The 25,834-nt window shown below is 64.5% G+C and carries 21 protein-coding genes and 1 tRNA gene; 10 read left to right on the top strand and 12 right to left on the bottom strand.

The window, feature by feature from the left end:
* Positions 1 to 13: 13 nt before the first annotated feature.
* Positions 14 to 550 (bottom strand): hypothetical protein, encoded by a 537-nt coding sequence (locus ACUJB0_RS03825; protein WP_444844076.1) that lies wholly within the window; start codon positions 548 to 550, stop codon positions 14 to 16.
* Positions 551 to 815: 265 nt separating this feature from the next.
* Between ACUJB0_RS03825 and ACUJB0_RS03820 the strand changes: the two genes are divergently transcribed.
* Positions 816 to 1,409 carry a sigma-70 family RNA polymerase sigma factor gene (locus tag ACUJB0_RS03820; RefSeq protein ID WP_444844075.1) on the top strand — a complete coding sequence of 198 codons (594 nt, stop codon included), beginning with the start codon at positions 816 to 818 and terminating at the stop codon, positions 1,407 to 1,409.
* A 141-nt stretch (positions 1,410 to 1,550) separates the two neighbouring features.
* Positions 1,551 to 1,626: transfer RNA gene (locus ACUJB0_RS03815), tRNA-Thr, on the top strand.
* Between the two features lie 68 nt (positions 1,627 to 1,694).
* Here ACUJB0_RS03815 and ACUJB0_RS03810 read toward each other — a convergent pair.
* Positions 1,695 to 1,973 carry a hypothetical protein gene (locus ACUJB0_RS03810; protein WP_444844074.1) on the bottom strand — a complete coding sequence of 93 codons (279 nt, stop codon included), beginning with the start codon at positions 1,971 to 1,973 and terminating at the stop codon, positions 1,695 to 1,697.
* Between the two features lie 231 nt (positions 1,974 to 2,204).
* Between ACUJB0_RS03810 and ACUJB0_RS03805 the strand changes: the two genes are divergently transcribed.
* Entirely contained in the window at positions 2,205 to 2,651 is a 447-nt protein-coding gene (locus ACUJB0_RS03805) for an Hsp20/alpha crystallin family protein (RefSeq protein ID WP_444844073.1), read from the top strand.
* A 48-nt stretch (positions 2,652 to 2,699) separates the two neighbouring features.
* On the opposite strand, the gene ACUJB0_RS03800 is transcribed toward ACUJB0_RS03805, so the two are convergent.
* Both ACUJB0_RS03800 and ACUJB0_RS03795 read right to left on the bottom strand, forming a co-directional pair.
* On the bottom strand, positions 2,700 to 5,927 hold the full coding sequence (locus ACUJB0_RS03800) for a bifunctional diguanylate cyclase/phosphodiesterase (protein ID WP_444844072.1): 3,228 nt from the start codon (positions 5,925 to 5,927) through the stop codon (positions 2,700 to 2,702).
* 182 nt (positions 5,928 to 6,109) lie between these two features.
* Positions 6,110 to 7,690 (bottom strand): FAD-dependent monooxygenase, encoded by a 1,581-nt coding sequence (locus ACUJB0_RS03795; protein WP_444844071.1) that lies wholly within the window; start codon positions 7,688 to 7,690, stop codon positions 6,110 to 6,112.
* 420 nt (positions 7,691 to 8,110) lie between these two features.
* On the opposite strand from ACUJB0_RS03795, the gene ACUJB0_RS03790 reads away from it, so the two are divergent.
* Positions 8,111 to 8,968 carry a CE1 family esterase gene (locus ACUJB0_RS03790; protein ID WP_444844070.1) on the top strand — a complete coding sequence of 286 codons (858 nt, stop codon included), beginning with the start codon at positions 8,111 to 8,113 and terminating at the stop codon, positions 8,966 to 8,968.
* Positions 8,969 to 9,230: 262 nt separating this feature from the next.
* On the opposite strand, the gene ACUJB0_RS03785 is transcribed toward ACUJB0_RS03790, so the two are convergent.
* Positions 9,231 to 9,617 (bottom strand): nuclear transport factor 2 family protein, encoded by a 387-nt coding sequence (locus ACUJB0_RS03785; RefSeq protein WP_444844069.1) that lies wholly within the window; start codon positions 9,615 to 9,617, stop codon positions 9,231 to 9,233.
* Positions 9,618 to 9,634: 17 nt separating this feature from the next.
* Positions 9,635 to 10,339 carry a DsbA family protein gene (locus tag ACUJB0_RS03780; protein WP_444844068.1) on the bottom strand — a complete coding sequence of 235 codons (705 nt, stop codon included), beginning with the start codon at positions 10,337 to 10,339 and terminating at the stop codon, positions 9,635 to 9,637.
* A gap of 293 nt (positions 10,340 to 10,632) precedes the next feature.
* Between ACUJB0_RS03780 and ACUJB0_RS03775 the strand changes: the two genes are divergently transcribed.
* A complete protein-coding gene (locus tag ACUJB0_RS03775; RefSeq protein ID WP_444844067.1) occupies positions 10,633 to 12,624 on the top strand; it encodes an alpha-L-arabinofuranosidase family protein in 1,992 nt (663 codons plus the stop codon).
* 94 nt (positions 12,625 to 12,718) lie between these two features.
* Here the strand turns inward: ACUJB0_RS03775 and ACUJB0_RS03770 are convergent, their stop codons facing one another.
* Positions 12,719 to 13,189, bottom strand: coding sequence for a glycosyltransferase (locus tag ACUJB0_RS03770; protein WP_444844066.1), 471 nt, complete (start codon positions 13,187 to 13,189; stop codon positions 12,719 to 12,721).
* Between the two features lie 62 nt (positions 13,190 to 13,251).
* Positions 13,252 to 14,187, bottom strand: a complete 936-nt coding sequence (locus ACUJB0_RS03765; protein ID WP_444844065.1) for a nitronate monooxygenase — start codon at positions 14,185 to 14,187, stop codon at positions 13,252 to 13,254.
* A 145-nt stretch (positions 14,188 to 14,332) separates the two neighbouring features.
* Between ACUJB0_RS03765 and ACUJB0_RS03760 the strand changes: the two genes are divergently transcribed.
* A complete protein-coding gene (locus ACUJB0_RS03760) occupies positions 14,333 to 14,683 on the top strand; it encodes a hypothetical protein (protein ID WP_444844064.1) in 351 nt (116 codons plus the stop codon).
* Positions 14,684 to 14,685: 2 nt separating this feature from the next.
* On the opposite strand, the gene ACUJB0_RS03755 is transcribed toward ACUJB0_RS03760, so the two are convergent.
* The 4 genes from ACUJB0_RS03755 to ACUJB0_RS03740 form a co-directional block, all read right to left on the bottom strand.
* Positions 14,686 to 15,645, bottom strand: a complete 960-nt coding sequence (locus tag ACUJB0_RS03755; RefSeq protein WP_444844063.1) for an XdhC family protein — start codon at positions 15,643 to 15,645, stop codon at positions 14,686 to 14,688.
* Entirely contained in the window at positions 15,645 to 17,840 is a 2,196-nt protein-coding gene (locus ACUJB0_RS03750) for a xanthine dehydrogenase family protein molybdopterin-binding subunit (RefSeq protein ID WP_444844062.1), read from the bottom strand. The genes ACUJB0_RS03755 and ACUJB0_RS03750 overlap by 1 nt, the downstream gene beginning before the upstream one ends.
* Positions 17,837 to 18,295: a (2Fe-2S)-binding protein gene (locus tag ACUJB0_RS03745; protein ID WP_444844061.1), complete on the bottom strand. Its 459-nt coding sequence runs from the start codon at positions 18,293 to 18,295 to the stop codon at positions 17,837 to 17,839. Before ACUJB0_RS03745 ends, ACUJB0_RS03750 begins: the two co-directional genes overlap by 4 nt.
* Before the next feature lie 73 nt (positions 18,296 to 18,368).
* Positions 18,369 to 19,247: an AraC family transcriptional regulator gene (locus ACUJB0_RS03740; protein ID WP_444844060.1), complete on the bottom strand. Its 879-nt coding sequence runs from the start codon at positions 19,245 to 19,247 to the stop codon at positions 18,369 to 18,371.
* A gap of 207 nt (positions 19,248 to 19,454) precedes the next feature.
* Here ACUJB0_RS03740 and ACUJB0_RS03735 point away from each other — a divergent pair, with 207 nt between their 5' ends.
* The 4 genes from ACUJB0_RS03735 to ACUJB0_RS03720 are packed head-to-tail and all read left to right on the top strand — an operon-like array spanning position 19,455 to position 25,777.
* Positions 19,455 to 19,823 (top strand): hypothetical protein, encoded by a 369-nt coding sequence (locus ACUJB0_RS03735; RefSeq protein WP_444844059.1) that lies wholly within the window; start codon positions 19,455 to 19,457, stop codon positions 19,821 to 19,823.
* On the top strand, positions 19,816 to 20,412 hold the full coding sequence (locus tag ACUJB0_RS03730) for a hypothetical protein (protein ID WP_444844058.1): 597 nt from the start codon (positions 19,816 to 19,818) through the stop codon (positions 20,410 to 20,412). The genes ACUJB0_RS03735 and ACUJB0_RS03730 overlap by 8 nt, the downstream gene beginning before the upstream one ends.
* 4 nt (positions 20,413 to 20,416) lie before the next feature.
* Entirely contained in the window at positions 20,417 to 20,968 is a 552-nt protein-coding gene (locus tag ACUJB0_RS03725) for a hypothetical protein (RefSeq protein WP_444844057.1), read from the top strand.
* A gap of 39 nt (positions 20,969 to 21,007) precedes the next feature.
* Positions 21,008 to 25,777 (top strand): hypothetical protein, encoded by a 4,770-nt coding sequence (locus ACUJB0_RS03720; RefSeq protein WP_444844056.1) that lies wholly within the window; start codon positions 21,008 to 21,010, stop codon positions 25,775 to 25,777.
* Positions 25,778 to 25,834: the final 57 nt, after the last annotated feature.

Here is a 25,834-nt window from a genome sequence, read left to right as displayed (position 1 = left end):
CGTCGGCTGGCGCTCAGGCCACGACCAGCGGATGCGATCTGGCGGCGCCGGCTCCCGCCGGCGCGGCGCCATTGCCGGCCGCGCCGTTGATGGCCGCCGCGCCGTTGCCGGCGGCCGGCATGACCTGGCGCATCGCGCTCAGCGCCTGGGCGCTCCAGCTGCCCAGGCGCTCGTTGGGCGCGTTCAGCGCGCGCAGCCACTGTTCGCCGCTATTGCTCAGTGTTGCCTCGATCCATGTGCGGTAGGCCGCCAGCCATTCGGCCGAGACGGCGCCGGCGGCCGACATGTAAGCCGTCAGCGCCGACGGGTCCGGGGCGTGCTGCCCGGCGGCGAACGCGCGGCGCTGCGCCGGACTGTCCGCGCGCAGCCAGTGCTGCATCCACGGCAGGCTCTGCTGCAGCAGGTCGCGCCCGCAACGCAGATTCAACTTGCTCAACTTGGCGCTGGCGTCCAGGCTCTCGCGGCACAGCGTTTCGAAGCGGGCCAGCTGCGCGCCAAGCTCGTTGCGGCGGGGCGGCACGGTGGGACTGAGGTGAAGGAATTGGGACATGTGGAACTCCTGCGTAGGTTGTGGACGAGGCGCCAGGCGCCTCGGATGAATGGCCAATGTACGCCGCCGGCGCGGCCGCTGTGCCCGCGTTCCTGTCGTGCGTCAAGAACGCGGCGATTTCCCCGCGGCGGGCGCCGGCACCGGCGCAACTGATGCAGCGCAGTCTTTTTTTACCGGGAGTGTTTTACAGTGGCCGTCACTGTCGCCAGCGTCCCGGTGTCGTCCGCCGGCAGCCGCGGTGGCATGGCCATGGACGGGAGCGGGTATGAGCAACAAGGAGTTGAGCGACGAGCGCATCAGGGATCTTGTGCTGGTCAGCGACGTGATGGCAGGCGACATGCGCGCCTTCGACCTGCTGTTCAAGAAATATCACCGCAGGGTGTTCCGCATGGTCCACAGGCTGGTGCGCCACGACGAACTGGCCGAGGACCTGGTGCAGGAGACCTTCATCCGGGTGCTGCGTTCGCTGCCGGCCTTTCGCGGGGAGTGCTCCTTCTACACCTGGCTGTTCCGGATCGCCTTGAACACGGCCCGCAGGGCCAGCGGCAGCAAGGAGCGGCGGATCGTGCTGAGCGTGGCCGAGTATCCCGAGGATGCCCTGCGCGGCTTGCGGCCGGACGGCGCGGAAACCTGCAGCGGGCCGGAACGGGCGCTGATCGATAAGCAGATGCTGCAATTGCTGTCGCAGGCGGTCGGCGAGCTGCCGGACAATCTGGCGCGGGTGATGGCCTTGCGCAGCGAGGAGGGGCTCAGTTACGCCGCCATCGCGGCGCGCCTGCACTGCCCGGTCGGCACGGTGCGCAGCCGGCTTTGGCGCGCGCGGGAGTTCCTCCATCGCCGGCTGGACCCGAAGCTGTAGGAGCCGGCGGCGAGGGCGCGGCCGGTGTGACTTTGAGCAAAAGGCGGCCCGCCGATCGCGGTATCGTTGAGTCATCGCGCACCCGGCGCCGCTTCATCGGACAGCAGGGGCCGCGATACTGCGGGATGCCAGTCGTCACGCGCCGTCATAGCTCAGTTGGTAGAGCGGCTGCCATGTAAGCAGCGGGTCCGGGGTTCGATTCCTTGTGACGGCACCAGTTTCCTCCCCGCGGCGCGCCACCGGTCCGGACACGGCGCCGGGCGCCGCGCCGTGATGGCCATGCCGTCACTGGCGGTCGGCGCCACGCCGCATGCCGGCAGCCTCCGAGACCCGCACCTTGGCGCGGCGTTCCCCCATCAGCTTGCGCAACTCGCCGATCTCCAGGCCGCTCACCTCGTGGATACGAATGAGAAACGATGAACTCAGCGGCAGCTTGGCGCGGCGAACCTTGCTGATCAGCGGGGGACCGACTTCCAGCGCGCGGGACAGCGCGGCATCGTTCTTGAGCCGCAGCCGCTCCAACAGCGCGTTGAAGAGCAGATTGGGATCGTATTTTTTAGGCATGGCGGACTCCGGTCGCGGGTGGTTGGATTGAATTTCCGATGTCACACTTATTATCATCATCAATTCCGCAAGGACATTGATGGATGTCTGCCGGCTTGCCCCCATGCGCTGGCGCGCCCTTCGCTGCTGCCCGCTTGATGCGCGACACGGTATTTTGTGCCGGCGCTGCCTATAGTGGCGCTAGGCGGCGTCGGGGCCGACGCCGCCACCACCCACCTATGGAGGTTCATCATGGCATTTGGCTTAACCCGTTTCGATCCCATCCGCGATATCGCGCGCTTCGATCCCTTCTCCAACTTCGACGACCTGGTGCGCGACTTCGCGCTCGGCCGCCGTCCCGACGCTGGCGCGGCGCCGTCCCATATCCGCATCAACGTCGTCGAGAGCGAGCAGGGGTTCGCGGTCAGCGCCGACATGCCGGGGCTGAGCAAGGAGGACATCAAGGTCTCGATCGACGGCAATCTGGTCTCGCTGGCAGCCGAGTTCAAGCAGGAAAAGAGCGAGGAAGTGGACAACTGCCTGTGCCGGGAACGCGTTAGCGGCCAGATCTCGCGCAGCTTCACGCTGCCGCAGGACGTGGACGAGGCCAAGGCGCAGGCGCGCTACGACAACGGCGTCTTGCACCTGAGCTTGCCCAAGAGGGCGGGCGGCGCCCGCCACAAGTTGACAGTGCAGTAAGCGCCAGGCGCGCCGCCCGGTGTGGTGCGCGCGCCGTGCCCCGTGCCGCTAGGACAGGGCCGCCGGCACGGCCCCCGCGCCATCGCCGGGCGACGCGTCCTGGGGCCGCGCCGCCAGCGTGCGGAACTCCCGTTCCGGCAGCGCCACGCTGAACAGGAACCCCTGGAAGGCATTGCAGTGGTTGGCGGCCAGGAAGGCATGCTGGTCGCCCGTCTCCACGCCCTCGGCAACGATGGTCAGCCCCAGCGTGTGGCCCAGCACGACGATGATGCGGGCGATGGCGGCATCGTTGGGATCGACCAGCACGTCGCGCGCGAAAGTGCGGTCGATCTTCAATTGCTCCAGCGGCAGCCGTTTCAGGTACGACAGCGAGGAGTAGCCGATGCCGAAGTCGTCGAGCGCGAAGCCGATGCCGGTGCACTTGAGCGCGTTCATCTTGTCGGCCACACCGCCGAAGTCGTCCAGCATCAGGTTTTCCGTCACCTCCAGCTTGAGCCGGCGCGGATCGGCGCCGGCCGCGCGCACGGCCTCGCCGACCTGGGCGACGAAGTCGTCCTGGCGGAACTGGCGGGGGCTGACGTTGACCGCCAGGGTCAGCGCGTCCAGGGCCGGTTCGGCCGCCCAGCGCGCCAGCTGGGCGCAGGCGCTGCGCAGCACCCATTGTCCCAGCGGCAGGATCAGGCCGGTGCTTTCGGCCAGCGCGATGAAGCGGTCCGGCAGCACCACGCCGTCGCGCGGATGGTGCCAGCGCAGCAGGGCTTCGGCGCCGATGATGCGCCCGGCCGCGTCGACCTGGGCCTGGTAGTACAGTTCGAATTCCCCCCGTTGCAGGGCCAGTTGCAGGTCGTGCTCCATTTCGGCGCGCGCGTTGGCGGCCTGTTGCATGTGCGGCTCGAAAAAGCGCAGCGTGTTGCGGCCGGCCGCCTTGGCCTGGTACATCGCCAGGTCGGCGTGCCGCAGCGCCTCGTCGATGGTCAGGCTGTGGTCGGAGATCAGGGTCACGCCGACGCTGGGCGTGCAATGGTAGGGACGCTCGCCCAGCTGATATGGATGGTTCAGTTCGGTCAGCACGTCGTCGCCGATCGCCTGCGCCTGGCGCGCAGCCTCCTCCACGTCCTCGCTCAGGCCTTCAAGCATGATGACGAATTCGTCGCCGCCCAGGCGGGCGACGGTGTCGATGCTGCGCACGCAGGCCGGCAGCCGCTGCGCCACCTGGCACAGCAGCAGGTCGCCCTGGTCGTGGCCCAGCGTGTCGTTGAGCTGCTTGAAATTGTCGAGGTCGATGAACATCAGGGCGCCGATCAGCCGGTTGCGGGCGGAGCTGTCGATGGCGCGGCGCAGCCGGTCGACCAGCAGGCGCCGGTTGGGCAGCTTGGTCAGGGGGTCGTAGAAGGCCAGCAGCCGGATTTCCTCCTCCGCCTGCTTGCGGGCGCTGATGTCGCTCTGGGTGCAGACATAGTGGCAGATGACGCCCTGCGGATCGCGGATCGCGCTGATGATGGTCCAGGTCGGATAGATCTCGCCATTCTTGCGGCGATCCCAGCATTCTCCCTGCCACGTGCCGGTATCGACGATGCTGCCCCACATGGCGGCATAGAAGGCCTGGTCGTGGCGGCCGGACTTGAGCAGGCGTGGCGTCTGTCCCAGCAGTTCCTCTTCGCTGTAGCCGGTGGTGGCGCTGAAGGCCGAGTTGATGCGCAGGATGGTGCTGTGGGCATCGGTGATCATCATCGGTTCCTGCGACTCGAAGGCCACGGCGGCGATGCGCAGTTGCTCGGCGGCGTACAGGCTGTCGGTGATGTCCAGCGAGATGCTCAGCAGATGGCTGGCCTCGCCGGCGCTGTCGAGCAGGGCCAGCTTCTTGGTGTGCAGATACCGGGTGTGTCCTTGCCCATCGCGCACGGCTTCCTGGGCGATGTCGACCACCTGCCGTGTGGCCAGGACCCGGCGATCGGACGCCATCCGCGCCTCGGCGTCGTCGTAGAGCACGTGGTCGGTATGGCCGATGACGCTGTCGCGGGGCTGGCCGAACAGCTGTTCGCCGGCCTGGTTGAAGATCTCGTAGCGCAGGCTGGCGGCGTGCTTGACGGCGATGACGGCCGGCATGTGCTCAAGGATGGAGGCGATCATTTGGCGCGACTGCTGCAGGTCTTCGGTCCGCTCCCGCACCCGCTGCTCCAGCGCGCTGTTGCTTTGCCGGAGGCCGGCCTCGGCGTCGATCCGCGCAGCCTCGCTGCGGCGCAGGCGCGCCGCCGCTTCGGTCAGCGAGGCCGCCACCTGTTCCAACTCGCGCAGCCGGATCTGGTGCGGCGGCAGTTCCGCGCCGCCGCCCAGCGCCGAGGACATGTCGACCAGCTGTCCCATGGCCTGGCGGATGCGCTTGCTGGCGCGCCCGGCCAATATCATGCCGATCGCCAGCAGCAGGGCGCCCATGCCCAGGTTGAAGGCCAGCGATCGCCACAGTTCGCGGTCGATGCCGGCGCTGGGCAGGCCGATGGCGACCGACCAGCCGCTGTCCGGCGACAGGGCATACGTGGTGTAGACGGGAATGCCCTCCAGTGTGGTCAGGCGCGCGTGGCCCTCCCGCGTCAGGCGGATCGCTTGCAGCAGGTCGGGGGTCGCCTTCTTGCCGACGAACCGCGCCGGCGCATGGCTGCGCGCCGCGATGGTGCCGCTGCCATCGATGATGGACACCACCCAGTCGGACGGCAGTTTTCCGCTGGCGAGCAGCAGCGCGAGCTCCGTGACGGACAGGCCGGCGTCGATGAAATACCTGAGCTTGCCCTCGATCAGCACCGGCGTGCAGATGCTCATGACGCCCGTGCCGCTGACGGCGCCGACATAGAGATTTGAAATCTGCATGTGGCCGGCCGCCGCGGCCCGCGCCATCAGCGCGGGGTTGGCGTGCCTGGGCAGCGGCGTGCCGTAGGGCTTGAGCGTGTTGACCAGTTGCTGTCCGCTCAGGCCGGTCAGCACGAAGTTGCTGGCGCCGCTGTAGCGCGTGGCCGCGCTGGCCTGACGGTGGAAGGCGGCCAGGTCGGCCTGTTGCAGGGCCGGCGAGGCCGACAGGGTGCCCGCCACCGCGCCGAGCGACTTGAATTGGCCATCTATGTTCAGCAACAGATTGCGCGCGGTCTGCAAGGCCTGGACATCGCCGCGCGCACGGCTGGCGTTGAATTCGTGTAGCGACCACTCCAGGCCGATCAGGAAAGCCGGCAGGACCAGCGCCACCACGATGAAGAGGAGGATTTGACGAATGGTATGAAGTCTATGCATGGAATCCCATCGGTGCGGCGACTTGCCTGTGGAGTAGCTGGACGCGGTGAGTATGGCGCCGCCGGGCGAGCCTGTCTTGTTTAAAGTCAGGTTGGCGCCGGGGAGGTACTCGAACGATCCACGTCAGGGTGACAGGGACAAGAACGGCGGGTGCCGTCCTCGATATGCGAGTGGGAGCGAGTTCAACGGCCTTTCCTCCACACCCCGAGCAAGGATGCGATTGCGTGTAGCGCATCGCTGAGTGCCGCATGCGCGTCCGGCACGCCTCCCGGCGAGCGCCATCCAACGATGCCGTCGGGGCGCACCAGGGTTGCGCCTGCGGATGTGATGCCGAATTTTAGATGGAACTCATCGGGATTCACGTCCGCATCCTTCCCGATCCGCACCGCGACGATAGGCACGCCTGTCGCGGCACTCACGCGGGCGGCGGCTTCGATCCACGCGGACGCTTCGGCGAACAGGGTGAACTCCTTGCCCACCACATCCAGTGTGGACAGGCGGCCTGTCGGCCCCGTCATCTCCAGATAAGGTGCGCGAACGCCGGGCTGTCCCGCCCAGTCGTCCGGATGCGCTGCTGGAGCCAAATCGCCGGCGGCACCGATGACCGCCGCCGAGCGGTGCAGCTGACCAAGTTCCATGGCGATGTCGCTGAACAATGATTGTGGCTCTATCGGACTCTTCAGCCATTTCGCGTAGTCGGGGCGTGCAAAGGTCTGCTGGTGGCGCAGCCATCCGATCGGGCGCCGTTCAGCGCCGTAGGTATCCAGCAGGGCCGGATCCGATTTTCCGTTGACCACCATGGCCAGCTTCCACGCCAGGTTCCAGACGTCGTCGATGCCGGTGTTGGCACCGAAGCCGCCTCGGGTCGGCGGCAATTGATGGGTGGCGTCGCCCGCGAGAAACACACGACCCTCGCTGTACTTCTCCGCGATGCGGCCGGCCATCTCCCAGCGTCCCGTCGTGATGATGTCAACAGCGAAGTCCTGGCCCAAGCATGTTCTGATGAATGGGGCGAGTTCCAGTTCGTTCAGCGCTTGCCCGTCCGTGCGCATCAGCACCCAGCGCCCGTCGCCATAGCTGGTCAGGAAGGCGCGGAGCCCGGCTTGCTCGATTTCGAACTGCTGGACACCACGCTCCAGAAAATGCTCAGCCTCCGGGCAACGGAACAGGACGCTGTGTATCGTTCGCAGGTGGCCCACCCCCTCGCGTGCAATGCCCAGCGTCTCGCGGATGCCGCTGGATGCGCCATCCGCGGCCACCAGGTATGCGGCGCGAATCGACCCCTCTTCGCCGGTCCGGCGGCTGCGGACGAGCGCCGTGACGCCGTCGGCGTCCTGCTCGAACGAGATCAACTCGATCCCTTGCTCCAGCTGCGATCCCAGTTCGACGGCACGGGCGCGAAGAATGGGCTCCAGCTTGTCCTGGGCGATGGCGGCGCCGGTGTGGGGTGTGACGCGATCCCCCCGGCTGGGAACGGCGCTGTCGGGCGTCCACTCCGTTTCGCGTATCCAGCGGCCGGCCAGGCTTTCGACGACGGCCCGGCGTAGACGTGTGCCGGGCGCGACTTGCGGAATCTTGTCGCCCAAACCGACAGCTGCGAAGTACTCCATCGTGCGTTCGGTGAAGCCGATCGCGCGCGGATGCAGGGCGCTGCCTTCGTGCTTCTCGATGACGATGTTTGGCACCCCTCGCCAAGAGAGAAAGAGGGACGCGGACAAGCCGACCAGGCTGCCACCAATGATAAGGACCGGAATGTGTTTCATGTTGACCTCGACGCAGAATAAGAACGCGCTTTGAGCGCGCATATGAACGCACGAGGTATCCGCCGATCGCAGCAAGTCCCTAGGGAGGGAATGCGACGCCAGCGATTTGCTGGCACCCACCATCTGACAGAAAACGACGCACGTTCGCCTTCTGTCGTGGTCCGCGACCCTTGCGGGTTGGATTGAGGCTCGATGCCTTGCAGGCATGGAGCTGACCGGGGCTCACCAAAACCGGTCCACCATTTTCGACCTTTGGATTATAGCGAATTCGTGAATGCCGTGCAGCGGGGGCTGGGTTTGCGACATCACGGTGGGCTTCAAAAACATGTCGTCCAATGGCAAAAATCGTAAAAGACGTTCGCGATTGCGGCCATTAGACTTAGCGCGCATGGAAGGCCTCGACGCAAACAAGGAGAAGACATGAGACAGGTATTGGCCGCGTTACTTTTCATCGCGCTCGTGGCTTGCGGAGGGGGGACAGGCGCCACCAGCACTTCAACATCAGCCGTGGGACCAACATCATCAGCTCCCGTGGTTCCGCCCGCTGCGAGCACGGCGGGCTGCGGCGGCGGTGTCAGGTTGACTACCGGCTTACATTCGCTCACCAGCGACGCCATCCGGCGCGACTACTGGATCGAGCTGCCGGCCACGTATGACCGCAACAAGGCCTATCCAATGATCATCGGGCTGCACTGGCGTGATGGCAGCGCCGCCGATGTTTACGGTTGGAGCGGCTTTTTCGGGCTGAAGAATCTGTACGGCGACAATGCCATCTTCGTTGCTCCGCAGGGACTGGACAAGGGGTGGGCCAATACTGGCGACCGCGATATCCGCTTCCTGCGCGCTATGATCAGCGAGGTACAGCAGGGCGCTTGCACGGACCCGCAGCGCGTTTTTGCTACCGGATTCAGCTTTGGCGGCATGATGTCCAATTCCATCGGATGCCAGATGGGCGACGTGGTGCGAGCTATCGTGCCCATGGCCGGTTCGCTCTGGAGCGGCTGTGCCGGTTCTTCCAACAAGGTGGCGGCCCTGTTCATCCACGCCAAGGACGACAACGTGGTGCCTTACTCGGCAGGGATGGAGGCGCGCGACCTTTTCCTGAAGCGCAATAGCTGCAGTGCCGCCACGGTGCCCCTGGGGAGTAACGGCTGCGTGGAGTACCAGGGCTGCGACAGCGGCAAGCCCGTCATCTGGTGCGGCACGGAGACGGGCGGCCACTGGTACCCCAATTTCTCGGCGCAGGAATCCAAGGCCTTTTTTGACCGGTTCAAGTAGCCGAACAGGATCGTCAAGCTGTGGTATGACGCCGGGACGCGCTTATCGACGCTGGTAGACGACGCCCTGAATCAATGTCGTCGGGTTCGTAATCGACGCGCGGAGGAATCGTCGGATACGCCGTTCACGCCTGACCGACGTCGAAGTGATCCGCGTCGAAGGCACGGTTCTCGGGCCCGATGCGGCGGAGGTCGCGATCGCCAACGCCGAAACGGCCATCAAAGCCTTGCTGGCGAAGGCTGCGTAACCCCGCGCGATCGATCTACATGGCCCTGGCCACCAGCAAGGTATCGGTGAACTGCTCGAAGCCCACGATCTTGCCGCCGGCCAGACGCCACACATGGGTCACTCGCGCTTGCATGGCTCGTCCGGTGCGCTTGTACGTGCCGGAATAGCTGCCAATGCCGACGATGCAGTCGCCTCCATCGACCAGGGACTCCAGCGTCATGCGGTAGTCATCCCACTCGCCGCCCAGGACCTTGAACACGTGTTCGACAATCTGCTCGGGGCCGATCCAGGTCCCCGCACAAGGGAATCCCGCCATCTCCGTCCAGCGCGCGTCCGCCGCGACATCGGCCATCATGCCGGCGATGTCGCCCCGCTCGGATGCGGCATAGTGCTCGGAGACGATTTGCAAGTTGCTTCGCATGGTTTTTCCTTCTGCCTTCAGATTGAACAGCTATCCGGTCCGCAGCCGAACTCCGCCGCCACGCTTCCAGGCGACGCCACTTCATCGGGCAGTTGAGTCCTCAGCCAATCCCGCAGCTCCTGCGGGCGGCCGAGGAAAGCGCCTGCGTCGAGCAAGGTGAACTTGCCGTCGCGTTCGAGCGCGAAGCTGGGAAAGCCGCGTGCGCCAACGCGTTCCATCAGCCGGCGCGTCCCGGCGATGTGCGAGGGAAGTTGTTCGCGTTGTGCTTCGTCCAACGCCAGCGCGAAGGCAGTCGCGTCCAGCCCGATCGTGCCAGCCAGCGTGACGAGCACCTCGCGGTCGGCGATGCGCCGGCCTTCGACATAGTGCGCGGATTGCAGGCGGGACAGCATGTCCAGGCCGCGGCCGGCGAGCTTTTCCGCCGCCAGCACCGCGGCGGTCGGCGGGGCGGAGTCGAATACCGCCGAGGTATCGCGCAACAAGCCTTCGAAATAAGCATCGCCAAAAGGCTGGCTGGTGGCATTCGCGATACGCCGGTCGTGCGGCATCACGTAGTCACGCAACTGCGGCGTGACCGGCTGGCGGCGGTCGCCCGCCATCATGCCGCCGCCGTGAGCCTGCACGGACAAGACCTCGCGGGCAGCCTTCACCAGCGGCGCGGCGCCGTAGCACCAGCCGCAAAGCGGGTCGTAGATATAGTGCAGGGTTGGAGTCTTGGTCATGGTTCTGTTTCCTGGGTTTTCTGAGCAAGGCGTACTGTATTCCCATCGATTGCAGAGATAAACCGCCACCATTGAATTTGATAATTGCATGAATCGATGAAATCAGGCGAAGCGCTCGCTGAAAAAAGATACGGCGGTTGGCGATTTTGAGAATTGAAAAGGGCAATGCCGGACACCCACAATGGCGGAGAGCACGCAGGTACCGACGCAGCGGGGTCCAACGGACGGCCAGCGTTACCACAAACGTTGAATTAATAGCGCCCGTAAGCGCAGCTTCATTACACGACCTTCACATGAATTCGAAAATCTTACTGTCGCTCGCCGCCCTCATCGCACCGCTGGCGATGGCGCAGACCACTCTCAAGATCGACCTGGCCAAGCCCGGCATTCCGGTCAGCCCGACCTTGTATGGCCTGATGACCGAGGAAATCAACTACTCCTACGATGGCGGCCTGTACGCGGAGCTGGTGCGCAACCGCGCCTTCAAGGACGACGGCAAGACGCCCGCGCACTGGTCGGTGGTGCAGGACGCCGGCGGCGGCGCCGCGATAACGCTCGACGAGCGCCACCCGGTCCCCGCCACCGCGCTGACCACCAGCCTGCGCCTGGACGCCGTGCACGCCGCGCCGGGCCACCGGGTCGGCGTCGCTAACGACGGCTACTGGGGCATTCCGGTCAAGCCGGGCACGCGCTACCGCGCCAGCTTCTACGCCAAAACCGACGGCGCCGGCGGCGTGCCGCTGACCGTCGGCATCGAAGGCGTGGACGGCAAGACCGTGTACGCGCAGGCCGTTGGCGGCCGTATCAGCGGCGAATGGAAGCGCTACGATGTCACCCTGACCACCCCCGGCAACGTCAAGCCGACCGCCGACGCGCGCCTGGTGATCGCCACCGAAAGCCCTGGCACCATCTGGTTCAACCAGGTCTCGCTGTTCCCGCCGACCTACAAGGACCGGCCGAACGGCAACCGGATCGACCTGATGCAAAAGCTGGTCGACATGAAGCCGCGCTTCCTGCGCTTCCCGGGCGGGAACTACGTCGAGGGCGGTAGCGTGGAGACCCGCTTCAAGTGGAAGGAAACGCTCGGCCCGATCGAGCAGCGGCCCGGCCATCCCGGCACGTGGGGATACCGCTCGTCCGACGGCATGGGCCTGCTTGAATTCCTGTTGTGGTGCGAGGACATGAAGGCCGAGCCGGTGCTGGCGGTGTTCGCCGGTTATGCGCTCAACGGCGAGAACGTTCCCGCCGGCCCGGGGCTGCAACCCTTCGTGCAGGAAGCGCTCGAGGAGATCGAATACGTCACCGGCGACGTCAACACGAAGTGGGGCGCGCAGCGCGCCAGGGACGGCCATCCGGCGCCGTTCAAGCTGCGCTACGTCGAGATCGGCAACGAGGACGGCTTCGACAAGCAGAAGAACTACGACGGCCGCTACACCCAGTTCCATGACGCCATCAAGGCGAAGTATCCGCAGCTCAAGCTGATCTCCACCGTCAACGGCAAGGACTGGCTGGGCCAGCAGCAGAAGGTGACCAGTCGCGTGCCCGACCTGGTCGACGAGCATTACTACTACAACCCGATGCAGATGATGAACGACGCCACGCGCTACGACAGCTATGAGCGCAAGGGGCCGAAAGTGTTCATCGGCGAGTGGGCCGCGCAGGAGGGCGAGCCGACCACCAACCTGCATTCCGCGCTGGCCGACGCCGCCTTCATGACCGGCATGGAGCGCAACGCCGACGTGGTCGAGATGTCCTGCTACGCGCCGCTGCTGGTGAACGTGAACCCGGGCGGCGTGCAGTGGCGCTTCAACATGATCGGCTACGACGCGCAGGCCAGCTACGGCTCGCCGTCCTACCACGTGCAGAAAGTGTTCAGCAATTACCTGGGCAACGTGTCGCTGCCGGTGACCGCGCAAAAAGTCGGCACGCAGACCTGGCAGGAGGCGGCCTCGCAGGAGACGCCGCAGGTGCTGCCGCCGGCGAGGGAAGTGCCGACCATGTTCTTCTCGGCTACCAAATCGGAGCGGCGCGGCGAGATCTACCTGAAGGTCGTCAACGCGATCGGCACGGCGCAGTCGGTGCAGGTCGAGCTGGCCGGCGCCGGCAAGGTGGCGCCGGATGGCAAGGCCATCGTGGTGGCCTCGGCGAAGAAGGAAGACACCAACACCATCGCCGAACCGGCCAAGGTCGTGCCGGTGACCAGCAAGGTAAGCGGGCTCGGTAAAGCGTTCAACTATAGCTTCGCGCCGTATTCGGTGACCGTGTTGGTGTTGTCAATCAAATAGAGTCGAGCCAAAGCGAGCCCGTGCAAGACTTCGCGCTGGCCGAGGTGCGCCTGCCCGCCGATCCGTTCCGCAAGTCACAGGAGCTCGATCTGCGCTATCTGGCGTCGTTGAGCCGCGGCGGCGCGTCAAGCAGCGTCTCGATCACCTGCGCGCCGCACGTGGGACCGTCGAAACGGCGTACGTCGAGCTGCATGGCGGCCAGCACGGCGCGCGCGTCCAGGTCGGTCAGCAGGCGGTCGGCGAGGGCGCGCAACATCGCCGGAGTGTGGCGCACACGTGACACGCGTGCGCCCACGCCAAGCTGCTGGAGGCGCTGCGCGACCCAGGTCTGGTCGAACACGAAAGGGAAGGCAATCATCGGCACGCCGCAAGCCAGGCACTCGGCGGCCGTGTTGTAGCCGCCATGCGCGAACACCAGGTCGAATTGCTCCATCAGATAAAACTGGTTGACGAATGGGCGGCCGAGGATGGTGGCTTCGAGCGGCAAGTCGGCGAGCGCTTCGCTGAGCAAGTCCGGCGGTGTCGAGAACAGTAACAGGCAGTCCGGCTCATTGTGGGACAACACGATATTGCGAAATATGCGCAAGGCCACCGCGCGGTTGTGCTCCATGCCGGACAATACCGAGCCTAGACTGACGCAGGACGGCAACTCGTCCTTGGGCAGGAACTCCAGCGGCGAGCTGATCGTGTAGGCAAACCGGCAGCCGAGCGTGCCGGCTGGCGCAGGTGGCCGGCGATGGCTTCCTCGGTCGCGTGCACCAGCCCGGCGACGTCGCCGTAGAGGGAATGGAACAGTTGAGCCAGCGCCAGGTCCTCGCCGGCCAGCAGCGGTGCGGCGGTGCCGGCCAGCTGCTCCAGCAACTGTTCCCGGCCGGTTTCCTCGGCCACATCGGGCAGCTGCTTGTGCCGCAGGAAGCGGTAGCCACCGGCGACGGCCGTCTCGGAGCCGTTGATCGCCTTGAACACCGGGCGCAGCCCCGGCCGGCTACTCGCCGCCGGCATCAGCGCCAGTTGCGAGTCGTACAGCACGCCCTGGGCGCCAGCCAGCACGGCCGCCGCCGCGCCGTGCGGCCCCATGCCGCCCTGGGCCCAGAACGGCAGCGCCAGGCGGCCATGGATTTGCTGCAGCAAGATGAAACTGTTGAACGCGCCAACCCGGCCACCGCTCTCGGCGCCCTTGAGTATCAGACCGTCCGCTCCCAGGCGCTGCGCTTCCAGCGCCTCATCGAGCGACACCACCTGCACCAGATGGAAGAAGCCGGCCAGCGCCTGGAACTCTTCTGGCGCGGCGTGCATCAACACCTTGATGCGCCCGCGCAGCGGCGCCAGCGCCGTCTCGTCCAGGCGCACGCCTTCCGGAATACGCAGGCCGAAGTTGCCGGGCGCCGCCGCCCGGACCCGCTCGATCGCGGCGCGCGCCTGTGGCCAGTCGCGCCCGATGTCCAGGAAGGCGAAAGCGCCAGCGCGCATGGCGTCGGCCACCAGGCGGTAGTCGGGCGTCTCGAAGGGGGACGCGATCAGGACACTGTTCAGGGTGTCGAGCAAACCAGCCTCAGTTTTCATGCTTGTATTCCTTGCGGGGTCAGATTGTAGGCGTATTTTTTTAAATGTTATCGGGACTACAAATTTTTGGACGGGGTAGTATGGGCGGGTGGTCTTGAGTTGGTCTTGAATTTTTTATATGATAAATAGTGATAAATCAGCACAATTGACGGATCTGCCAAATGAACCCTTCCACCGCGTCAGGATAGAAATGCCTCGTCTACCCATGCTTCTTGGTTTGATTTTCGTGTCGCTCGCCGCGCAGGCGGAGGAGGGTGCGCTGGCGGAGCTGACGAAAGGGCAGCCGAAAGCTGTGGCTTCCGTGGTGGAGCGCATTGCGATGTGTACGCACTTCGCTGGCGAAGAGCCTTACGACGCAGCGCGTGGACGCGAGATTGCCGCGGCGATGAAGAAATACCGCTGTGACAAACTGGACAAGGACGAGGCAGCCTTGCGCAAGCGCTATCAGGGCAATGCTGCCGTTCTCGGTGTTCTACAAAAGGCGCATGAATGGTAGGCTCATCTGGCGGCAATCGGCGCGCCGTGGCGGACCGCGGTCATCTCCGCCACGATGGCGACCGCGATTTCGGGCGGCGTATGGCTGCCGATGGGAAGGCCGATGGGACCATGCAGGCGCCGCAGTTCCGCCGCCGAGAAGCCGAAGTGGTGTGACAGGCGCTCGCGCCGCTTGCTGTCATTGAGGCGGGAGCCAACCGCCCCGACGTAGAAGGCGGGCGAGCGCAGTGCTTCCAGCAGCAGCATGTCGTCCAGCTTCGGATCGTGCGTCAGGGCGACGACGGCGCAGCGCGCATCGGCCTGCATGGCAAGGAAGGCGTCGTCAGGCATGGTGGTGACCATCCTGGTGCCCGGCACGCGCCATTCGGCACCGTACTCATCGCGCGGCTCGCAGATGGTAACGTCGTAGTCGAGCGCCTGTGCCATCTGCGAAAGATAGTAGGAGATTTGCCCCGCGCCGACGATGAACAGCCGCCATTGCGGGCCATGGACGGTACGCAGCAGTTGGCCGCTCCAGCTGAGCGAGTCCCCGCGCGAGGCCGCGCCCAGGGACGTGACGCCGCGCGCCAGGTCGACCTCCCTCAACGCCAGTTCGCCACGCTCCAGCCGCCGTGCCAGGTCGCCCAGTTGCCCGGCATCCGGCTGTGGTTCGACCACCAGTTGCAGGGCGCCGCCACAAGGCAGGCCAAAGCGCGCGGCCTCGTCGTGGGTGACACCATAATGCAGGCTGAATGGCAGGCGATCGCCAAGGCGCCCCTCGCGCATGCGGGCAATGATGTCGTCCTCAACGCATCCGCCTGAAACCGAGCCGACCGCGATGCCGTCATCGCGTATCACCAACCATGAGCCGGCCGGACGGGGCGCGGAGCCCCATGTGTGCGCCACCGTTATCAAGGCATGGCGCCGTCCTTCGGCCGCCCAGCGACGGGCGGCCTCCAGAACCTGCAGATCGACACTTTCCATCAGGCCTTCAGCTCCTCCGTGCGGAACGGCAGGCTGCGCAGCCGTTTCCCGGTGGCGGCGGCCAGGGCGTTCGCCACGGCGGGCGCCAATGGGGGCACGCCCGGTTCGCCGATGCCGGTAGGCTTCTCGGCCGACGGCACAATATGCACCTCCACCCTGGGCATTTCGGTGATGCGGATCGGCGCATAGTCGTGGAAGTTGGACTGCTCCACCGCGCCGTCCTTCAGCGTGATGGCGCCGTGCAGCGCCGCCGACAACGCGAAGCCCACGCCGCCTTCGACCTGGGCGCGCACGACGTCGGGATTGACGACGATGCCGCAGTCTACCGCGCAGACGACGCGGTCCACGCTGAAGCTGCCGTCGGCGTTCACTGTCACCTCGGCCACTTGCGCCACGTAGCTGCCGAACGCTTCATGCACCGCGATGCCGCGCCCACGGCGCGCGCCGTTCGCGCCCGCCTGCAGTGGCTGGCCCCAGCCGGCTTTTTCAGCGGCAAGCTTCAGCGCGCCGGCATGGCGAGGGTGCTTGCCGAGCAGCGCGAGCCGGTAGGCCACGGCGTCTTGTCCGGCATTGCTTGCCAGTTCGTCGATAAAGGTCTCGGTGGAGTAGGCGGTGTGCGTCGAGCCCACCGAACGCCACCAAAGCACCGGCACCGGGTTCCCGGCCGGCGTGTGCAGTTCGACGCGCAGCGCAGGAATGCCATATGGCAGATTTGCCGCCCCCTCGACGGACACCGCGTCGATGCCGTCCTTGATCATCATGCCGGCGAATGCCGTACCGGCCAGGATCGATTGGCCCACGAGGCGGTGGCGCCAGCCGGTCGGCAGTCCGTCCGCGCCGAGCGAGGCCTCCAGCGCGTGGTGGAAAGCAGGGCGGTAGTAGCCGGCGCGCATATCATCCTCGCGCAGCCAGACCATCTTGACAGGCGCGCGCGATTTGCTGGCCTTGGCGATCTGCACCGCTTCCAGCACGTAGTCGGCGTCCTTGCTGGCGCGCCGCCCAAAGCTGCCTCCCGCGTACAGCATATTGAGCGTCACTTTTTCCGGCGGCAGGCCGAGCAGCGCGGCGACCGAGGGCTGGTCGATGGACTGGAACTGCGCACCGTACCACAGTTCGCATTCATGCTCGCCGATGCGCACGACGCAGTTCATTGGCTCCATCGCTGCGTGCGCGAGATACGGGAAATCGTAGGCGGCACGGAACACCCGGGCCGAGCCGGCCAAGGCGGCTTCGGCATCGCCCCGGGTATTGGCGACCATACCTGGCTGCTGCGCCAGCGTGCGGTATTCGGCGAAGATCTCCTCGCTGCCCAGCTTGAACGCCTTGGATTCATCCCACACCACGTTCAGCGCGTCGCGGCCCTTCTTGGCGCTCCAGGTATCGCGGGCCAGCACGGCCACGCCGGTCGGAATCTGCACCACGTCAACCACGCCTTTGACGGCCTTGGCCTTGCGGGCGTCAAACGATTTGACGGTGGCGCCGAAGCGCGGCGCATGGGCGACGACGGCGGTCAGCATGCCGGGCAGGTGCAAGTCCTGGGTGAATTGCGCGCGGCCGTTGACCTTGTCCGCGCTGTCCTTGCGTGGCGCTTGCTTGCCGATCAGCTTGAAATCCTTGGGTGATTTCAGCGGCACGTCGGCCGGAACCGGCAGCAGCGCCGCCGCGCTTGCCAGCTCGCCGAAGGTGGCCTTGTGTGCGCCGTGCGAGAGCACGCCTTCGCTGACGCTGATCTCGCCGGCCGGCACTTGCCATTGTGCCGCGGCAGCCGATACCAGCATCGCGCGTGCGCTGGCGCCAGCCTTGCGCAACTGCTCCCAGGAGTTGGCGATGGCGGTGCTGCCGCCTGTGCCCTGGATAGGACCGAACGCCAGGTTGTTGTAGCGGCTGGCGTCCGCCGGCGCGCCTTCCACGCGTACCTGCGACCAGGCGGCGTCAAGCTCCTCCGCCACCAGCGTGGCGAGGCCGGTGTAGGCGCCCTGGCCCATTTCAATGTGCTTGGAGATGACCGTTACCGTACCATCCGTTCCGATCCGCACGAAGGCGTTCGGTTCGAACGTGGTCGCTTCGGCCGCGACGGCGGCGGCCTGCGTTCCGGGCAGGTAGATGGCCAGGGTGAGGCCGGCCGCCGCTTGCAGCGTACTGCGCAGGAAGCCGCGGCGGCTGTCGTTCTCGATGCGGGGGGAATGCATGTTCATGCCAGCTCCTGTGCGGCTTCGTGGATGGCGGCGCGGATGCGCACATAGGTGGCGCAGCGGCAGATATTGCCTGCCATGGCGGTGTCGATATCGGCGTCGGTAGGCTTGCGATTGCCTTCCAACAGGGCGACCGCGCTCATGATCTGGCCGGACTGGCAGTAGCCGCACTGGACCACGTCCAGCTTTTTCCAGGCTTCCTGCACGACCTTGCCGATCCGCGCGCGGTCGACGCCTTCGATGGTGACGACCTTCTTGCCTATGGCCGCTGAAACCGGCGTGCTGCAGGAGCGGATCGGCGTGCCGTCCAGGTGCGCGGTGCATGCGCCGCACAAGCCCATGCCGCAGCCATATTTGGTGCCCGTCAGGTGCAGGGTGTCGCGCAGGACCCACAGCAGTGGCGTGTCGGCGGCGACGTCAACGCGTGTCGCCTTCCCGTTGATATTCAGTGTGATCATTCCGTACTCTCCGCTCATGTGGCAATGCAAGCTTGCATTCTATTGAGCGGGTTCTCGCACCGGATAGCACGATTCAAGCTAATTCTTGCCTGATGCTCTCGATATCGCGCTTGGGCGGCGCGCCGAACAGGCGGCTGTACTCCCGGCTGAACTGGGAAGGGCTTTCATAGCCGACCTTGAACGCGGCGCTGGCGGCATCCAGCTGCTCGTTCAGCATCAGGCGCCGTGCCTCGTTCAGGCGTAGCCATTTCTGGTATTGCAGGGGACTCATCGCGGTCAGCTGCCGGAAGTGCAGGTGCAGGTTGGACGTGCTCATTTGAGCGTGGGCCGCCAGCTCGTCCAGCCGCAACGGCTGGTGGTAGTGCAAGCGCAGCCATTCGAGTACACGCGCAATGCGGAAGCTCTGGCTGCCCACGGCCGCGATCTGCCGCAGCCGCGCGGACTGGTCGCTCAGCAAAAGCCGGTAATGGATTTCGCGCTCGATCAACGGCGCCAGCACCGGACTGGCTTCCGGCTCATGCAGCAGGGCGATCAGCCGGACGAAAGGATCGGCCAGCGCGGGCGTCACATGGCCGATGGCCGCCACGCCTTGGGCGGCGAGGTCGGTGTGTCGTTCCGGCCGGACGTGCGGCGCCAGTTCGGCGATGGTGCGCAGATCCAGTTTGTACACCAGGCCGAGGCAGGGCCGCCCGGGCGTCGCCTCCAGCACGCGCGAACTGCCGGGGAGGTCGAGCGCCGTGACCAGGAAGCGCTGCGGATCGTAGCGGTAGCTCTGCGCACCGATGACCAGCTGTTTCGCACCTTGTGCCACCATCACAATGCTGGGCTCCACCAGGCACACATTGGGCGGCGACGGCTCATGACGGCGGTACAGGAACAGGCTGGAAATCGGGGTGGGGTAGTCGTCCTGGTCCCGGGTCCAGTGTGCGATGGCGTCAGCCAATGTTTGCATGCGGTTCTCGCTGAGGGTTCAGTTCTTGGGACGGCCATTAAACACCAATTGTTCACGTGGATGCAATTCCAGGCTACGTCCTTCGTGCTGCAGCTCCCATCATGTCCTGTTCAATCATTGCGCGCATCAACTGAAGAAGCAGGGAAAAAATTTGATGATATTATTAAAAACAAATAGCCAGGGAAGTTTTGACCAAGGGGCAGATCGATGCTGGTGATTCGTCAGGAGCAATTCGAGATTCTGGGCCAGCGTGGCGCAGCCGCGCTTGAAGATAAGCTGCTTTCTCATCTACAGGCACATTGGCCCGACACTGTCGCCACGCTTGGCCTCGACTCGGCGCGCCTGCATATACGCGACAGTATCGCCAGCGCGCGGGACTATGGCCTCGAGACGGTATATGACGTGACCCGCTATCTTAATCTTGCCCAGGCGCTGGGGCCGCACTTTGACGCTGATCCGCGCTATCCATGGGCCCAGGCTTTTCTGAACGAAAGCTCCTGGGACGCGACCGACAAGATGGATCGCCTGTGCACATTGGCCGCTGAAACTTTCGCTGCGCGGCCAGCTCATGTGTGAGCCCAGCCAGGCGTTCCTGGACGCCAATCAAGCCGCCGCGCAGGACGTGGCCGGGGGCGTGGCGGCCGATGGCGCGCGGGTTCTCTGTCCATTCGTGCAGCGTCGCTTGCGCGTTGTCCTCAAGGACGCCGATTTCTTAATCTATCGCGATATTCGCTATACGCTGACGGTCGACGGCGTGTCGTTCGCCGGCAGTACCCCGGAACAGGGCGTGATCGATCATCTGATTCCAAAAAACGCCAAGAAGGGCACCTTGACAGTATGGATCGAGGGAGATGCCGCCACGCCTGTTACGTCGGAACTGGATATTGCACTGATCGACCCCTTGTCGCTGGCCACTGGCGCCAAGGTCCGTTTTGAAAATCTGCAATTTGATAGGCCGGACAAAGACGAAGCGTGGCCCGCCGCGTTGAAGGGTTTTCAGGAATTTTTCGATCTGGAACAATCCAGCCAACTGGACGACCCCTCGCAATCCGTCCTGCGGGAACTGTACAGCGCCAAGGAAGACCCAGCCACCAAGGAAGCCTTGCTGAAGTGGCGCGTGATGCTGTGTGAGGCGAGCCAACAACAATCCAGCCGTCAGGAGTAGAACCATGTGGGGTCCAAACAAAAGGTTTAAAGCCCATCCCATGTCGGCTGACAGTTCAGGCTATGTGGATGTCATTACCTTTGTTCCGCCGTTTTCGCATTATGCTTTTATTCGTGGTCTGGAAAAGGAGTATTGGAAAAGGCAGGTGGTGCGGTATCACCTTGCCCTGGAGTGCTTCAGCCGCGAGTGGTTCGATGGGCTGGATGTCGACAACTTCCCTCCGGTAGGACAGATTGCCCAGGTTGCAGGCATGTTTTGCACCGAGCTCGTCGTCAGTGCCGACTTTCTGCGCGCGATGGAAAATAGGGTGGCGCATAGAGTGGAGGCTCCGACTTACCTTTATGAGGGTAACTGGGTCGAGGTGCATTTTGTTGCCGGCGGGGCGGACGCGCCGAATGGGAGTGTCATCGTTGACACGTACCATCCGGCTCACGGCAGTGCCAGTCCGGCGACGATCGGTACCACGCCAAACGAGGGATGGGCCTACTTCGTGGATATCCGCCGGGTCAGATTTCCTTCCAAGCGAACAGACTTGATGCTTTTTTATGTGGAATAATCAGCCGGCTCCGCATCCCTGCCTGGAACGGGAGGATTGATGGCGCGCACAGTCCATAACACGACAGCTGGTCTGCAAAATCTGATCGATGGCTGGATTCCCGCCGCCTTGACTGACGCTGAAAGACCTTGTTTCGTACTGGTCTGCGATATCGGCCAAGGCAATCTGAATGTAGTGTTGAATGCGCATGGGCAACCATTTTTATACTACGACCTCGGCGGAGGTATTGGTAACAACTTGTTTACCAAGGCATTTCTCGATTCGAATGTGTTCTTCTGTGAGGCGGCCATTCCCCACTTCGTTTTGTCGCATTGGGATGACGACCACATTTCAGTCGCTATCGATCAAATAGTTGCGAAGGCCAATCGCCATCCCAATACTGCCTGGCTCGCGCCCGAAAAAGCGGGCAACCAGGATCTGAGCAAAATTGCGAAAAACTTGCGCGTGAGCATCAATCAAAACGGCCGCGACCTCCATTTATGGAGCCAGACTGCCGGCGCGCCGTTGAGCATTACACGATCGGGCTATACCTTTATTCGTGTCACTGGCAACGACTCGAATAATTCGGGTATCGCCCTGAGAATCGAGGATCCCTACCAGAACGGCCGCTATATGTTGTTGACAGGCGATGCGAGCTATCAGGGTTTCACATTCAATCACGGTTGCGACAATGTGTGCGTGGGACTGGTGGCATCCCACCACGGCGCGGAGGTTGCAGTACCGGGAAACATTCCCCAGCCGCTACCGCAGCAGGCCGGGGTCGGGGCCGCCCGGACCATTGCATACTCCTATGGGATGGGCAACGCGTACGGCCACACGGCGACCGAAGGTGTCACCAGTTATTTCGACCGGGGGTGGGTTGACCGGTTTCGCCTGGACACCGCCGGCACGGAACCCGATGCCGAGATCGGCGGAGCCAGGGGCAATATTGGCATGGTCTGGCCGAATTACCGCAAGGGGCCCGGCTTCGCACCAGTCGACGCTTGTGTCCTTGGCCTGCAGCATGCCGCGATCTCTTTGATTGCAAGCTGTCTGGCGGAGATACGGCTATCCGATCCAGCACTGGCCGGGGCCGATCAAATCGCTGTGGCGACCACCTATCAGGCTTGCGCGGCGATGGGATTTGGCGCCTCCGTCGCGGTCAGCCAGGTGATGCGGCGCGACGGCAACGTGGGCGGCCTGGTGCGTTATACGGCGGCCGATGGGGGGTGGAGAGGCATCCACCAAGGCTACCCGATGTCGCGGCCTTACTGTCTGGCCGTCGACCACCAGGCGCCACCGCGTGTGTATGCGGGGTGCCTGGAAGGCATATATGGTTCCGTTGACGGCGGCGCCACCTGGCATTTGCTGGGAATGGCGGGGCACGCGGTGCTTGCGCTGGCGATCGAGCCAGGGGCGCCGGCAACTATGTACGCAGGCACCCTTGCCAACGGCGTGTTCAAGAGTATGGACGGTGGTAACACGTGGGTGCATCTGAACAATGGTTTGGGTAATGTCGAGGTGCGGGCGGTCGCCGTTAGCGGGCACAACACGCAGCACGTGTACGCCGGCACGGCGGCGCACGGTGTGTATCGCAGCCAGGATGGCGGGGCCAGCTGGGCCGCCGCCAATATCGGGCTCGCTGTGACAGACGTGGCGGCGCTGGCAGTCGCGCACGACACTGGCCTCGTGTATGCCGGGACCGTGGGCGGCGGGCTATACGCCAGCACGGACCAAGGCGGGCAATGGCTCGCCGCCAACGCGGGCCTGATGGGGCAGGACATTCAGGCTATTCTGTTCGACCCCGCGTCGACCCTGGGCATGTATGTCGGTACCCGGACGGGGGGATTTCGCAGCGCGGACGCAGGCCAGACGTGGAACCCGGCCAGCGCTGGATTGGTGTCGACCGATATCCGTGCGCTGGACGTGGCCAATGCCGGCATCCTTTACGCTGGCACCGCCGCCGGTGTATTTCAGAGCGCGGATCAAGGGGCGAACTGGGCAGCCTTCAATGCGGGTTGGGCGCCCGGGGAAGGGGGCTTGCTCGATCTGGACGTGCGTGCGCTGAAGATCGATACCGCCTTGACCACCACCGTGTATGTCGGCATTGCGGCCGCTCCCTTGCTCGCCGTGGCAGATGCGCTGCAGGTCACTGCAGGCGAGATGCGAACCGGCGTCACGAACGTGGCGACGATCGCCGGAGCGGCCCAAAACGCGAATTTCGTGACGCTTGCGGTCGATAGTGCCAGGGTCATATTTACCGCGGCTGCGCGCATGTCGCGAATTATCACCAACGCGTGCGCGCAAGTGCATCAACGACTGAATCATACAACGATCGGCTCCCAGGCCCAGGAGGCGTTAATGGATGCGTATGATCTGTCGGTGAACCCAGGAACAGAAATCCAGGTGCGCGACGCGATCGACGCTGGCCCCGCCAATCAAGTCCTCGCCGCGATTACCGCCATCAATGCCGCGCCGGGGATCGACGTGCACGGCGTGATCAATGGCGCGGCCCGCGCGGTCGTGAAGGCGCAGGCCGAAGCGACGGGGCGCTCCAGTTCAAAAACCCGTGGAATGGTCGGCACCATCCCGGCCAAACTACCTCCGGTGGTAGGCGGCTTGGTCGCGGGCTCGGTGGCATTACGCGGCGATGTCGATGCGGTCTTCGGCGCCACGGCCGCCTTGGTGCCCGCCACCCCGATCTGGCCGGAAGCTGCCCAGCCGGACAATTTTGACGCGACTGTCATCGCGATCGTGCCTAATAATCCCGCGCGCATCTATGCCGGGACCGAAACCGGGGAGATCCTCGTCAGCGCCGACGCCGGCATGACCTGGACCGATTCGAGCGCGGGCCTTCCCTTCACGAAGATTAACCCCCACGACGCGAATGAAGTGGCGACGCTGGCGCCGATTCGCGCCATCGCAATCGATCCAGTCAATGTACACGTGATGTATGCAGCGACCTATCGCAACGGCGTCTTTCGATCCGCTGACGCCGGTTTGAACTGGGCGGCGGCCTCGAACGGCTTGACATGCATGCATGTGCTCACCGTGGTGCTTGATCCGCTCGCGTCAGCCATTGCTTACGCCGGCACCGCAGACGGCCAGGTTTTCCGCAGCGCCGACGGGGCGAATAACTGGGCAACGGCCAGCGCGGGTTTGCCTGGCGGCGGTATGAACGCCATCGCCATTGTTATCAATCCCGCAGTCCCCACGACGCTATATGTCGGCATTTTGGGCGGCGGCATTTTTACCAGCGCCAACTCGGGTGGCAACTGGGTAGCGCGGAACACCGGCCTGGGAAATCTCCAGGTCCGGGCCTTGGCTATGGCGCCAAGCAATGCAGCTGTCCTGTATGCCGGAACGGAAGCGGGCGTATACCTGACGGTCGATTCGGCGGCGAACTGGGCGCCGCACAACGCGGGACTGGATCCGGGACGAATCACGGCGCTGCTTTGCCATCCGAACCGGCCCCGGACCATGTACGCGGGGAGCGCCGCTGCTGGCGTATTCCGGAGCTTCGATTACGGCGATAGCTGGAGCGATGTCAACCCAGGGCTAACGCACCTTGATGTGAACGTGCTGCGCCTCGGCGCCGTCGTGACTGACACAGTGTACCTGGGAAGCGGAAGCGGTGGGGTGTTTAAGAGCACGGGCCTGGCGATCGCCTGGGTGGCGAAAAACACCGGCTTGACGAACCTGCAGGTGCGCGACCTCAGCGTGGTGCCTGGTGTGCCACTGGAGACCTTGTATGCGGGCACCGCGGGCGGCGTGTTCTTCAGTGCCGATGGCGGTGACAACTGGGCCGCCAGGAACAACGGCTTGCATAATCTGGATGTAAGGGTTTTGGTGACGAATCCCGCGAACCCCACTACCCTGTATGCAGGGACCGCGGCTGGAGTTTTCGTCAGCGTTAACAGCGGGGGAAACTGGACCGCGCGTAACACGGGCTTAAACAATCTCGATATTACCGCGCTGGTGATCAATCCGGCCAATCCGGCTATCCTACACGTGGGAACGAATGGAAACGGCGTGTTCAGGAGCTCCAACGGGGGACTGAACTGGCAGTCGGCCAGCTCCGGCCTGCTGGGGGGCGACCTGCGGATACGGCGCCTGCTGCTCGATTGCACGAACCCGGCGACTATTTTTGCCGCCACCGCCATGACAGTCTGTCGCAACCTCAACGCCGCCATTCGCTGGCGTCCGCAGAACACGGGTTTGGTCAATCCTGATATCTGGGCGTTGAGCCAATTGCCAAATAGCAAGGCACTGCATCTAGGCACCGCAGACGGCCGCTTATTGACCAGCTCAAATCTCGGCACTGGATGGAATGCCTGCGGCAACGGTATAGAGCGGACCACCGTGCTGGCGTTGGCGGTCGATCCCCTCGATCCTCAGACGGTTTACGCCGGCACGCTGGCTGGCGGTGCGTTGAAACGCATGGCGGGGCAGGCTTGGCGCGCCATCAACAAGGGTATCAATGATCGGACTGTCCGTAGCCTGGCGATACACGGCGCGGCGCCGGCGACCGTGTATGCGGGGACTGATAATCATTGCGTCTTCAAAAGCGCTGACAGCGGTGCCACCTGGAGCAAGAACGTGACGGTGAACGCGCATGCGCGGGCTACTGCCACGGTCGCGGGTATTGCCGCCCAAGTGGCGGTCGCGCAAGGCATGGCATCGGACGTGGCGGCTCGCGCCGCCGTCGCCGCCGCAAGGGTGGTCGTGCCCGCTGTCTATGGCGCGCCGCAGGTGGGATGTCATCGTTATCCCAGTACCTGTGCCAATCATGTGTGTGCGCTTTCCGTTCATTACTTTAATAAAGAGTAGGGTTGGCGCTTCCATCCGGCGCCTGAAATGGCATTTGTCTCTGCGGGCATGGCGGTG

Origin of the sequence: Duganella caerulea, assembly GCF_040362985.1 — a bacterium.
GTDB classification, from domain to species: Bacteria; Pseudomonadota; Gammaproteobacteria; order Burkholderiales; family Burkholderiaceae_D; genus Rugamonas; species Rugamonas vulcania.
Note: the sequence above shows the minus strand (reverse complement) of the source record. Positions and strands in the feature narration are given on the sequence as shown.